The following is a 12,024-nucleotide window of genomic DNA, read 5'->3' as shown; positions in this document are numbered from 1 at the left end:
TATGACATTTTTAGTATCATGTGCTAATGGAGCAGGAACAAGTTTAATGATGAAATTAACAGCAGATAAGGTTATAAAGAAAAACAATATTAAATGCACAAAAATTCATCACTGCTCATTATCAGAAGGAAAAGGACAAGCAAAAAGCTTTGATGTAACATTATGTCCTCAAGCTTTTATAAATGAATTCAAATCAGCTGTGGATGCTGGTAAAATAGTAATTGGATTAAAAAATCCTATGAGTGCTCAAGAAATGGAACAAAAATTAAAAGAAGCAGGAGTAATTACTGAATAAATAAAAATAAAGGGCAGTATTTCTGCCCTTTTAAAAAGGAGAAATTTATGAAATTTAGAAAACAAGTATTAGATAAACTAAATAAATGCTACCAAATGGCAAATATCGAATATAATGGGGAACACCATATAGTGGTAGCTGCTGAAAAACAAGATGAATGTTTTTTATACAATCATAATTTAGAAAAAAAAGCTACTATTTGGCAAGAACCAGGTGGGACAATGAGTATAATACCGCTGGAAAACGCAAATGGAGCATTTTTAGCGACTCAAAAATTCCATTCACCAAATGATTCAAAAGAAGCAAGAATCGTGTATGTAAAACCACTAGATAATAACTATAACTTTTCAGTAAGGATAATAGCAGAAGTTCCTTTTGCACATAGATTTGATGTGTTAAAAGCAGAAGATGGAACTAAATACATACTAGTTTGTGCATTAAAATCAGGTCATGAGTATAAAGATGACTGGACAAAACCAGGTAAAACATATTTTATAGAATTACCAAGTGATTTAGATAATTGTGAGGTTTTAAAAGAAGAAGATTTTACTGTAATACAAGAAGATATGCTAAAAAATCATGGGTACTATAAGCATATAGAAGATGGTTTAGAAAAAGCAATTGTATCTTGTGACAGTGGTGTATATTTATATACTCCACCAAAGAAAAAAGGTGAGAATTGGGATATAGAAAAATTAGTATCTGATGCAGCTAGTGATGCAACATTAATTGACTTAGATAATGATGGTGTAGATGAATTAGTAGCTATATCACCATTTCATGGTCATAAATTAAGAGTTTACAGAAAAAAAGATGGTAAATTTGAATTAGCAAAGGAATTTCCTGAAGATATAACTTTTTTACATGCAATATGGTCTGGAAAATTAAATAGTGAAAATGTTTGTGTTCTAGGAAATAGAAGAGACGAAATGATAACATTTGTTCTAAGATATATTGATGGTGAGTATGTATATGAAATAATTGATAAAGGATTTGGAGCTGCTAATATAAACTACTTTGTTAAAGATGGCAAAGAATATTTAATAGCTGCAAATAGAGAAACTGATGAAATTGCTTTATACATATTAGAAAAATAGCTTATGTATAGTGATAAGAGTTTTTATGAGATAGTAAATATTTTAATCTCAAATAAAGATGGTATAAGTATATCCAAAATAGCATCAAATTTATCAAAAAGCAGAAGTGTAGTATACTATAACATAGAAAAAATAAATGATCAGCTAAAAAAGAAAAATATAAAATTAATTATTAATGATAATAAAAATGGAATAGTATTAGATAAAAATCAAAAAGATATTTTAGAAACTATATTATGTGATCTTGAATACATATTTAATAAAAATGAAAGAAGATTAATTATAGCTTTATTTATAACAACATACCCTAAAAGACAAACTATAAATGATTTTATTGAAATGTTTAAGACAAGTAAAAATTCTATATTATCGGATATACAGTACATAAAAGAGGAAATTTTAAAATTTAATAAAAATATTAAAATGGAATACAGTCCTAAACTAGGATATTATTTAAAAGGTGATGAGCTTATACAGATACAGTATATATACAGATTAATAAAAAAAATAACTAGGCTAAAAAATACCAATATTAATATGTTTATAAAAAAAATGTACAAGGATATTGATAAGATATTTAGTGAAGAATTTTTTCAAAATCTGATGGAAAAAATGCAATATTTGCAAAATAGACTAGGTAAGACAATGTCTAATAAATCAGTTGAAAACTATGCATTCTCGCTACCGTATATATACCTATTTTCAAAAAAAACAAAGGGTAAAACTATTGAAAAAAAATTAAATGTTTTAAAAGAAAGACTAGAGTATAAGGTGATTGGGGAAATTTGTAGTGTATTTGAAAGCGAGTATAATATAGTAATAGAGGAGAAAATAAAGTTATTATCAAGTTTAATATTACTATGTACTAGAAAAATGACAGATATACATAATTCAAGTAAAGATTATGTAAAGCACTATAATTTAGCTAAAAAAATTGTTGATGATTTTGAGTTAGAGTCAAATATCAGAATTAATGATAGAGAAAAAGCTATAGATAGTTTAGTTACATATTTAAAAGTACAATATTTTAGAAATAAGTATAATATAATTTTTGTTGATTTGGATTATGATAAGATAAGTAAAGAATATAAATATTTACATGATATAGTAAAAAATATAGTAAAAAAAGAGAATTTAAAATTTAATGAGTATGATATAGCAAGTATAGTTATGCAGTTTTTATTATTTATAGAAAAGAAAAAAACAAAGATCTTAATTATAAGTAATGAAGAAGAAATTATAAAAAGAAATATAGTGAAAAAAATACAAGACTATATTTCAAATGTAGAAATAGTTTCTGTTATAGATAAAAATGCCTTGCAAGTATATGAAAAATTAGATATTGATTTAATTGTGAGCACAGAAATAGATATAAATTCAAATTTTGATACAATAATAGTAGATAGTTTAATGAATAAAATAGATATTATTAGGATTTTTGAAAAAACAACTGAAAAAAACAGTTAAATTTTAAACAGTTAGTGAAACTTATATAAGTTTCACTTTTTCTTTATAAATAAAGAATTTAATGTCATTGGGTTTAATTTTGTACAGCATTGTGTTTTTAATTTGGACCTTGCATATCCTAAAAAACAGGGTATAAATGGAATGTAAATAAAATAAATAATCAAACTGTCTAAAAAAAAATCTAAAAAAAATTAAGGAAGTGAAAAAAATGTCAAAAATCAATGAATTATCAAGAGAAGATTGGATACTAAGTACTTTTCCTGAATGGGGGACTTGGATTAATGAAGAAATAGAAAGTGAAATTGTAGAACCTAATAAAGTTGCAATGTGGTGGCTTGGAAATATGGGTACATGGATAAAAACAGAAGGAGATGCTAATATAGTAATTGACTTATGGGTGTCAACTGGTAAAAAAACAAAAACTAATCCATTTATGAAACCTAAACATCAACACCAAAGAGCAGTAGGATGTGTTAGATTACAACCAAACTTAAGAAAAACACCTTGTATTATAGATCCATTTAAAATTAAAAAAATAGATGCTGTTTTAGCAACTCATAGTCATAGTGACCATATAGATGTAAATGTAGCAGCAGCTATAGTTCAAAATTGCCCTGAAGCTAAATTTATAGGTCCTAAATCTTGTACAGACTTATGGAGAAAATGGGGAGTACCAGAAGATAGAATGGTTGAAGTAAGACCAGGGGATGAAGTAGAAATTAAAGATATGAAAATATGTATGGTTGAATCATTTGATAGAACAATGTTATTAACAGTTGCAAATGATGATGATGTATTAAAAGGGAAAATGCCACCAAACATGGACGATTTAGCGGTAAACTATATAGTTAAAACTAAAGGTGGAAATATATATCATGCAGGAGATTCACATTACTCAAACTACTATGTTAAACATGCAAGAGATCATAAGATTGATGTTGCATTAGTAGGATACGGAGAAAATCCAAGAGGAATGACTGATAAATTAACTTCTTCTGATGTATTAAAAGTTGCAGAAAGCTTAGATACACAAGTAATAATACCGATTCACTATGATATATGGACAAACTTTATGGCAGATCCTAAAGAAATTGAAGTTCTATATGAAATGAGAAAAAATAGAATGAGATATAAATTCAAACCATATATATGGCAACCAGGTGGAAAATTCATCTTCCCAGATAACAAAGATGACAGAGAATATATGTATCCACGTGGATTTGAAGATGCTTTTGAATTAGAACCAGATTTACCATTCTTACAAATATTATAAGGAATAAAAGTATGAAAAAATATGTATTAGGAGTATATGAAAAGGCTATGCCCAATAGCCTTACTCTTTATGAAAAATTAGTAGCAGCTAAAGAAGTTGGATATGACTTTATAGAACTAAGTGTTGATGAAACACCTGAAAAATTATCAAGACTTGATTGGTCAAAAGAAGAAAGAGATCAGTTAGTAATGGATATGAAAAAGGTAGGAATTGATTTTAGATCTATGGCATTATCAGGTCAAAGAAAATTTCCGCTAGGATCTATGGACGAAGCTACTAGAATAAAAAGTTTAGAAATTTTAGAAAAGGCAATAATACTAGCTAATGATTTAGGTATTCGTGTAATACAATTAGCAGGTTATGATGTGTATTATGAAGGAAAAGGAAATGAAATAACTCGTAAATATTTCTTAGAAAACCTACAAAAAGGGGTTGAAATTGCAGCTAAATATGGAGTTTTACTAGCTTTTGAAACTATGGAAACAGACTTTATGGATACTGTAAAAAAAGCGAAAGAAGTTGTAGAGTATATTAATTCACCGTTTTTAATGATATACCCTGATTTAGGTAATATTAAAAATGCTTCTGTAATATACAATAATGATGTTTTAGATGATATAAGACTAGGAAAAGGGAAAACTGTTGCAGCTCATATAAAAGAATCTATACCAGGTCATTATAGAGAAATACCATTTTTAACTGGGCATGTTAATTTTTATGAATGTTTAACTGAACTATATAAAATAGGGGTTAGAAGATATGTAACTGAACTTTGGTATACAGGAGCAGAAGATTTTAAAGTGGATTTAAGATTTGCAGTTAAAACATTTAGAGAAATGCTAGATAAAATAGAGGGTGAATATTAATGTTAGAGGAAATGAAAAAAAGAGTTTATGAGGCTAATATGGACTTACCTAGATATAACTTAGTTAAATTTACTTGGGGAAATGTATCTGAAATTGATAGAGAAAAAGGACTTTTTGTAATAAAACCAAGTGGGGTTGATTATGATAAACTAAAACCAGAAGATATGGTTGTAGTAGATCTTGAAGGTAATGTTGTTGAAGGTAAATACAAACCATCATCTGATACACCGACACACGTAGAGTTATATAAAGCTTTTGAAAAAATTGGAGGAATAGTTCATACACATTCTACATGGGCGACATCATTTGCTCAAGCAGGTAAAGATATTATATGCTATGGTACAACACATGCAGATAGCATATATGGAACAATACCTTGTAGTAGAAATTTAACAAAAGAAGAAATTGAAAGTGCGTATGAATTAAATACTGGTAAAGTTATTATTGAAACATTTAAGGATAGAGATTATGTAGCAACTCCGGCTGTATTATGCAAAAACCATGGATCTTTTGCATGGGGAGAAAATGCTAAAAAAGCTGTATATAATGCAGTTGTTTTAGAGGAAGTTGCAAAAATGGCAGTTTTAACTAAGATAATAAATAATGAAGTTGAAGAAGCGCCTAAGAGCATTCAAGATAAACACTATAATAGAAAACATGGAAAAAATGCTTATTATGGAAATAAGGTAGAGGTATAAATATGTCAGTAAAAATTTTTGCGGATGGTGCAAATATAGAAGAAATGTTAAAAATGTATGAAAGTGGATTAGTAAGTGGTTTTACAACAAATCCATCGCTTATGAAAAAAGGTGGAGTTACTGATTATAAAAAATTTTCAAAAGAAGTTTTATCTAAAATTAGTGAAGTACCAGTTTCATTTGAAGTTTTTTCTAATGATTTAGAAGAAATGTACAAAGAAGCAAAAGAAATTTCAAGTTGGGGTGATAATGTTTATGTTAAAATCCCAATAATGACAATAGATAGAAAAAGCACAAAAGATTTAATAAAAAAACTAAGTGATGAAAATATTAAGGTTAATGTAACAGCTATTTATTCAATAGAGCAAATAAAAGAAACAGTTGCTGCATTAAATCCAAATACAAAAGCTTATGTTTCTGTATTTGCAGGAAGAATATCAGATGCTGGTTATGATCATATGCCTATAATGAAAGAAGCTGTAAAAATATGTAGTGAAAAGAAAAATGCTTTACTTTTATGGGCAAGTACGAGAGAAATTTATAATATTCATCAAGCGAATGAGCTAGGTGTAGATATTATAACAGTTCCAAATGAAATGATATATAAATATAGTAAAAGAGGAACAAGTTTAGAAGAATTATCTTATCAAACAGTTAAAACTTTTGCAGAAGATATTGAAAAATTAGGATTTAAAATATTATAGATAAAATAAAACTAGAAATATTTTTATATAAATAATTCTAGTTTTTTTATATACAAAAATGATATAATGATACGAAAAAAGAAAGGAAGTGTTTAGATGGAAAAATTAAGTTACAACAAGTTAATTCCACTTAGTATGCAGCACGCTTTGGCTATGTTTGGAGGTTCTATTTTAATTCCACTTATTATGGGAATAGATGTATCTACAGCGTTTTTAATGAATGGTATAGGTACCATAATTTACATAATAATTACACAAGGAAAATCTCCAGCATTTTTAGGAAGTAGTGGTGCATTTTTAGCGCCAACACTTCTTATTAGTTCGTTATATGGTATTGAGTATGCAATCTCTGGATTTTTCTTTGTAGGAGTTCTAGCTATTATATTTTCAGTAATAATTTATTACAAAAATAAGTATTATGAGAATGTAAATATACTAGATATTGTATTGCCACCAGCATCCATGGGGATTATAGTATCTTTAATTGGTTTAGATTTAATAAAATATACTACAGCACCAGGTAAATTGGGAGTTGACTTAAATGATACGAAACAAGTTATTGTATTTTTAATTACATTAGTAGTTGCAATAATAGGGACTGTATTTTTTAAAGGCTTTTATAAAACAATAGCTATATTAATAAGTATAATTATTGGGTATATAAGTTCAGTATATTTTGGATTAGTTAGTATTAATCAATTTGATTACGCAAATTTAATATATATTCCAAAATTTTACCATATCAAATTTTCAATTAAGGCAATTTTAATTATGTTACCAGTAGTATTTGTAAGTATATCAGAGCATATATCACATCAGGTTGTAACATCTTCAGTTATTGGAAGAGATTTACTTAAAGATCCAGGCTTACATAAAACTTTATTTGCTGATAATTTCTCTACTGTTTTATCATCATTAATAGGTGGACCTGCAACAACTACTTACGCAGAAAATATAGGTGTTATGGCAATTAGTAAGGTATACGATTATAGGGTTTTAGTAGGAGCTAGTATTTTTTCTATAATGTTTGCTTTTATTAAGCCTATGCAAGATTTAATATCTTCTATACCTGGGGCTGTTATTGGAGGAGTTACCTTTATTTTATATGGGATGATAGCAATTTCTGGAATTAGAATAATAGTTGATAGAAAAGTAGATTATAGCAACTCTAAAAATTTAATTTTATCATCAGTAGTTTTAGTAACAGGCTTAAGTAATTTGAAACTTAATGTATTTGGTGTAAGTTACACTGGAATGCTTTTAGCAAGTCTTGTTGCTATCGTCTTAGGGATAGTATTTTATGTATTAGAAAAGATTTTTGAATAGAAAAAATGATTAGATATATAGTGAAAAATATATCTATTTTTTTTAAAATATAAAATATTAATGAATGTATTAGCATTTGAAAAACTTAAAATTTTTATCATTAAGATAAAAACCAACATTTTTACAATAAAAACAATGCATATAATAAATTATATAAAACAAATCTTAATTAAATTTTAATCTAAATTTAATGTTATTTGATTTAAAAATTTTATTTTTTATTTTACAAATCATTAAATAAGTGTTAAAATAAGACAATAAAAATTTAAAAAACAAAAAAAACAATCATTAATTTATAAAATGATTAGAAAAGGGGATATATGAAAAACATATTAAAGTTCTTAGCTAAAAGAATTGCAACTGGGTTTGTAACTTTATTCTTGGTAATAACTATAACATTTGTACTATTACATCAATTACCTGGAGATCCATTTGATGGTGAAAAAGCAATACCACCACAAGTAAAAGCTAATTTGATGGCAAAATATGGGTTAGATAAATCATTATCAGAACAATATGTAATTTACCTTAAAAATTTAACAAAAGGTGAATTAGGTATGAGTATGAAGGAAAAAGGAAGAACAGTAAACAGAGTTATAAAACAAAGTTTTCCAATTTCGGCTGATTTAGGAGCAAGATCAATTATATTTGGTCTTATTGTAGGTATACCATTAGGTATAATAGGTGCTCTATATAGAAATAAGATAGCAGATAGGGTCGCGATGTTAGTCGCTATAGTAGGTATATCGGTACCAAGTTTCGTTATTGCAGGGCTATTGCAGCTATACGTAGTAAATGTACATAAAGGAATATTAATAGATAAATTGAATTTACCTTTAGGAAGAATTCTATTAACTGGATGGGATTCGCCATCTAAGAAAATATTACCTGTTATAGCATTAGGATTATTTACAGTTGCTATGATAGCAAGACTTATGAGATCTAAGATGATAGAAATAATGGAACAAGACTACATTAAATTAGCAGTAGCTAAAGGAGTTAAGCCATTTGATATTATAATAAAACATGCTTTAAGAAATGCGATATTACCAGTTATTACAGTAATATCACCAACAATAGCTGGAGTACTAACGGGTTCATTCGTTATAGAAACAATGTTTGGAATTCCAGGTTTAGGTAAATACTATATATCAAGTATAGTTGATAGAGATTATACTATGGTTTTAGGAGTTACAGTTTTCTATGCAGCATTCTTAATAATAATGATGATAATAATGGATTTAGTTTACGCACTAGTAGATCCTAAGATTAAACTGAATGGAGGTAGTAATTAATGGATAACAAAATTAAACCAATATACGACAGAGAAAAATATACTACAGTTCCATCTGATTTTGAATATGTAGGTCCTGATAGAAGTGAAGGGGAAAAAATATATAAGCCAAGTTTAACTTATTGGCAAGATGCTTGGAGAAGATTAAAGAAAAATAAAGTAGCAATGTTCTTTTTAGGATTTTTAGCATTTGCAGTCTTTATAGCTGTATTTGGACAACACTTAACAAAATTTAAATACTTTGAACAAATAACTGATGATAGATTCTTATCACCATTACAAGGATTCAAATTAGGACACTACCTAGGAACAGATTCACTTGGACGTGACATATTTGCAAGAATTAGTCAAGGTATAAGAATATCAATGATTCTATCAATAATAGTAGCAGCTATTTGTGTGGTAATAGGTACTATATACGGAGCTATGGCAGCTTACTTTGGTGGAATAATAGATTTATTAATGGTTAGATTTATAGAAGTTTTAATAGCTGTTCCTTCAATGATATACATAATTTTACTTATGGTAGTTTTAGGAAATAGTGTTGAAACTATAGTAATAGCATTATCACTTACTCGTTGGTTAGGGTATGCCCTACTAATAAGGGGAGAAGTATTAAAATTAAAAGAAAACGAATATGTTATGGCGTCAACAGCGCTAGGTTCTAATTTCTGGTGGATAATTAAAAAACACTTAATACCAAATACATTAAGTATAATAATAGTAAAACTTACTATGGATATTCCATCAATAATATTCTCAGAAGCTTTCTTAAGCTTTATAGGTTTAGGAGTACCAATTCCTCAAGCATCACTAGGGAATTTAGTATCAGATGGATTTAGAGAAATTAGTTCACATGCATACCTATTTATAATACCAGCATTAGCTATATCATTGATTACATTAGCATTTAATGTATTAGGAGATGCACTAAGTGATGCATTAAATCCAAAACTTAGAGATTAGGAGTATAAAATGAATAACGAAAACATATTAGAAGTTAAAAACTTAAGTGTATCATTTAATACTTATGCAGGAGAAGTAAAAGCATTAAGAGATATAAGTTTTAACGTAAAAAGAGGAGAAACATTAGCAATAGTTGGGGAAAGTGGAAGTGGAAAATCTGTTACTGTTCAAACTATAACAAGACTTATCCCAATGCCACCTGGTGAAATAAAAAGTGGAGAAATAATATTTGATGGTGTTAACTTACTAGATTTATCTGAAAAAGAGATGAGAAAATACCGTGGTGGGAAAATCGGAATGATATTCCAGGATCCAATGACTTCATTAAATCCAGTAATAAAAGTTGGTAAACAAATAATGGAAGGTATAAGAATACATAAAAATGTTTCTAAAAAAGAAGCTAAAAGATTAGCTTTAGAAATGTTAAATAAAGTAGGAATACCTGATGCTGAAAAAAGATTTAATCAATATCCACATCAATTTAGTGGAGGAATGAGACAAAGAGTAGTTATAGCAATTGCACTAGCTTGTGAACCAGACCTACTTATATGTGATGAGCCAACAACAGCATTAGACGTTACAATACAAGCACAAATATTAGATTTAATAAATGAATTAAAGGCAAGTTTAAATATAGGAGTAATACTAATAACACATGACTTAGGAGTTGTTGCAGAAACAGCAGACAGAGTAATGGTTATGTATGCAGGAGAAAAATTAGAAGAAGCACCTGTTAAAGAACTATTTAAAAATCCTTGTCATGCATATACTTGGGAATTATTAAAATCATTACCAAGATTAGATATGGATTCAAATGTTGCATTATTCTCTATAGATGGTACACCACCTGATTTATTAAAACCACCAGTTGGAGATCCATTTGCAGCTAGATCAGAATTTGCAATGAAAATAGAATATGAGAAAAAACCACCTATGGTTGAATTAGAAAATGAACACTATGTTAAATCATGGATGTATGTAGATGGAGCACCAGACATCAAATTCCACAGAGATGGAACTATTGATTATAAATACAAAGATGGTACTGTAAAAAAAGTAAAAACAAGCTTTACAGATATTAATGTTAGCGAGGAGTAAAATATGCAAGATGATATAATAATGAAAGTCAGAAATATGAAAAAATACTTCCCGATTGGAAAAAATAAAGTATTAAAAGCAGTAGATGATGCTAGTGTTGATATACATCGTGGAGAAGTATTAAGTTTAGTAGGAGAAAGTGGAAGTGGTAAAACAACATTTGGTCGTACATTATGTAGACTTTATGATAAAACACTAGGTGACATCACATTAGATGGAAAACCAATTGAAGAATACAGTAGAAAAGAATTTACAAGAATGGTTCAAATGATATTTCAAGATCCACAAGCTTCTTTAAATCCAAGAATGACTGTTGCTGATATAATAGCAGAAGGAATGGATATACACGGACTATATAACAATAGAAAAGAAAGACAAGAAAAAATTTATGAACTATTAGAGTTAGTTGGACTTAGTAGAGAACATTCTAATAGATTCCCACACGAATTTAGTGGTGGACAAAGACAAAGAATAGGTATAGCAAGAGCGTTAGCAGTTAAACCAAAAGTTTTAATTTGTGATGAACCTATATCAGCATTAGATGTTTCAATTCAAGCACAAGTAGTAAATCTACTTAAAAAATTACAAAAAGAAAAAAACTTAACTTTAGTATTTATAGCACATGATTTATCAATGGTTAAATACATTTCAGATAGAGTTGCAGTTATGTTTAGAGGGAAGATAGTAGAACTTGGAAGTAGTGATGCAGTATATAATAATCCAATACATACATATACTAAGTCATTAATATCAGCAGTTCCTATACCAGATCCTGAACATAAAAAAGTAGAGAAAATAGAATTAGATGAAAACTATTTAAGAAGTCCAGTAGGGACTCCTAGTGAAATACCAAACATAGTAGTGGATTCTGGTTTAATAGAAGTAGAACCAAATCACTGGGTTGAAGAAGCGTTTATGAAAACATTAAATATATAATATG

12 protein-coding genes are annotated in these 12,024 nt (G+C 28.0%); all 12 read left to right on the top strand.

The window, feature by feature from the left end; genetic code table 11:
• The first annotated feature begins 1 nt into the window (after window position 1).
• The 12 genes from OMES3154_RS04840 to OMES3154_RS04785 all read left to right on the top strand — a co-directional run bounded on the left by OMES3154_RS04840 (window position 2) and on the right by OMES3154_RS04785 (window position 12,020).
• Entirely contained in the window at window positions 2-295 is a 294-nt protein-coding gene (locus OMES3154_RS04840; RefSeq protein ID WP_197271508.1) for a PTS sugar transporter subunit IIB, read from the top strand.
• Window positions 296-342: 47 nt separating this feature from the next.
• On the top strand, window positions 343-1,392 hold the full coding sequence (locus tag OMES3154_RS04835; protein WP_156683662.1) for a hypothetical protein: 1,050 nt from the start codon (window positions 343-345) through the stop codon (window positions 1,390-1,392).
• 3 nt (window positions 1,393-1,395) lie between these two features.
• A complete protein-coding gene (locus OMES3154_RS04830; RefSeq protein ID WP_156683661.1) occupies window positions 1,396-2,859 on the top strand; it encodes a BglG family transcription antiterminator in 1,464 nt (487 codons plus the stop codon).
• Between the two features lie 208 nt (window positions 2,860-3,067).
• Window positions 3,068-4,132 (top strand): L-ascorbate 6-phosphate lactonase, encoded by a 1,065-nt coding sequence (gene ulaG, locus OMES3154_RS04825; protein ID WP_156683660.1) that lies wholly within the window; start codon window positions 3,068-3,070, stop codon window positions 4,130-4,132.
• Window positions 4,133-4,143: 11 nt separating this feature from the next.
• Entirely contained in the window at window positions 4,144-4,998 is an 855-nt protein-coding gene (locus OMES3154_RS04820) for an L-ribulose-5-phosphate 3-epimerase (protein ID WP_156683659.1), read from the top strand.
• Window positions 4,998-5,696, top strand: a complete 699-nt coding sequence (locus OMES3154_RS04815) for an L-ribulose-5-phosphate 4-epimerase (RefSeq protein WP_156683658.1) — start codon at window positions 4,998-5,000, stop codon at window positions 5,694-5,696. The genes OMES3154_RS04820 and OMES3154_RS04815 overlap by 1 nt, the downstream gene beginning before the upstream one ends.
• Before the next feature lie 2 nt (window positions 5,697-5,698).
• A complete protein-coding gene (locus tag OMES3154_RS04810) occupies window positions 5,699-6,400 on the top strand; it encodes a transaldolase (RefSeq protein WP_156683657.1) in 702 nt (233 codons plus the stop codon).
• A gap of 96 nt (window positions 6,401-6,496) precedes the next feature.
• Window positions 6,497-7,726 (top strand): solute carrier family 23 protein, encoded by a 1,230-nt coding sequence (locus OMES3154_RS04805; RefSeq protein ID WP_156683656.1) that lies wholly within the window; start codon window positions 6,497-6,499, stop codon window positions 7,724-7,726.
• A 320-nt stretch (window positions 7,727-8,046) separates the two neighbouring features.
• On the top strand, window positions 8,047-9,021 hold the full coding sequence (locus OMES3154_RS04800) for an ABC transporter permease (RefSeq protein ID WP_156683655.1): 975 nt from the start codon (window positions 8,047-8,049) through the stop codon (window positions 9,019-9,021).
• The gene (locus tag OMES3154_RS04795) at window positions 9,021-9,986 is read left to right on the top strand and encodes an ABC transporter permease (protein ID WP_156683654.1); all 966 of its coding nucleotides are present in this window, start codon (window positions 9,021-9,023) and stop codon (window positions 9,984-9,986) included. The genes OMES3154_RS04800 and OMES3154_RS04795 overlap by 1 nt, the downstream gene beginning before the upstream one ends.
• Before the next feature lie 9 nt (window positions 9,987-9,995).
• Window positions 9,996-11,084, top strand: a complete 1,089-nt coding sequence (locus tag OMES3154_RS04790; RefSeq protein WP_156683653.1) for an ABC transporter ATP-binding protein — start codon at window positions 9,996-9,998, stop codon at window positions 11,082-11,084.
• Window positions 11,085-11,087: 3 nt separating this feature from the next.
• Window positions 11,088-12,020, top strand: a complete 933-nt coding sequence (locus OMES3154_RS04785; protein ID WP_156683652.1) for an ABC transporter ATP-binding protein — start codon at window positions 11,088-11,090, stop codon at window positions 12,018-12,020.
• The last annotated feature ends 4 nt before the right edge of the window (window positions 12,021-12,024 follow it).

Origin of the sequence: Oceanivirga miroungae, from assembly GCF_902505095.1 — a bacterium.
Taxonomy (GTDB): Bacteria; Fusobacteriota; Fusobacteriia; order Fusobacteriales; family Leptotrichiaceae; genus Oceanivirga; species Oceanivirga miroungae.
This window is presented reverse-complemented; position numbering and strand designations above follow the sequence as displayed.

Bases quoted from the DNA above. Each gene is read 5' to 3' on its own strand.
- OMES3154_RS04840 (WP_197271508.1), top strand. From the start codon at position 2: ATGACATTTTTAGTATCATGTGCTAATGGAGCAGGAACAAGTTTAATG.
- OMES3154_RS04835 (WP_156683662.1), top strand. From the start codon at position 343: ATGAAATTTAGAAAACAAGTATTAGATAAACTAAATAAATGCTACCAA.
- OMES3154_RS04830 (WP_156683661.1), top strand. From the start codon at position 1,396: ATGTATAGTGATAAGAGTTTTTATGAGATAGTAAATATTTTAATCTCA.
- ulaG (WP_156683660.1), top strand. From the start codon at position 3,068: ATGTCAAAAATCAATGAATTATCAAGAGAAGATTGGATACTAAGTACT.
- OMES3154_RS04820 (WP_156683659.1), top strand. From the start codon at position 4,144: ATGAAAAAATATGTATTAGGAGTATATGAAAAGGCTATGCCCAATAGC.
- OMES3154_RS04815 (WP_156683658.1), top strand. From the start codon at position 4,998: ATGTTAGAGGAAATGAAAAAAAGAGTTTATGAGGCTAATATGGACTTA.
- OMES3154_RS04810 (WP_156683657.1), top strand. From the start codon at position 5,699: ATGTCAGTAAAAATTTTTGCGGATGGTGCAAATATAGAAGAAATGTTA.
- OMES3154_RS04805 (WP_156683656.1), top strand. From the start codon at position 6,497: ATGGAAAAATTAAGTTACAACAAGTTAATTCCACTTAGTATGCAGCAC.
- OMES3154_RS04800 (WP_156683655.1), top strand. From the start codon at position 8,047: ATGAAAAACATATTAAAGTTCTTAGCTAAAAGAATTGCAACTGGGTTT.
- OMES3154_RS04795 (WP_156683654.1), top strand. From the start codon at position 9,021: ATGGATAACAAAATTAAACCAATATACGACAGAGAAAAATATACTACA.
- OMES3154_RS04790 (WP_156683653.1), top strand. From the start codon at position 9,996: ATGAATAACGAAAACATATTAGAAGTTAAAAACTTAAGTGTATCATTT.
- OMES3154_RS04785 (WP_156683652.1), top strand. From the start codon at position 11,088: ATGCAAGATGATATAATAATGAAAGTCAGAAATATGAAAAAATACTTC.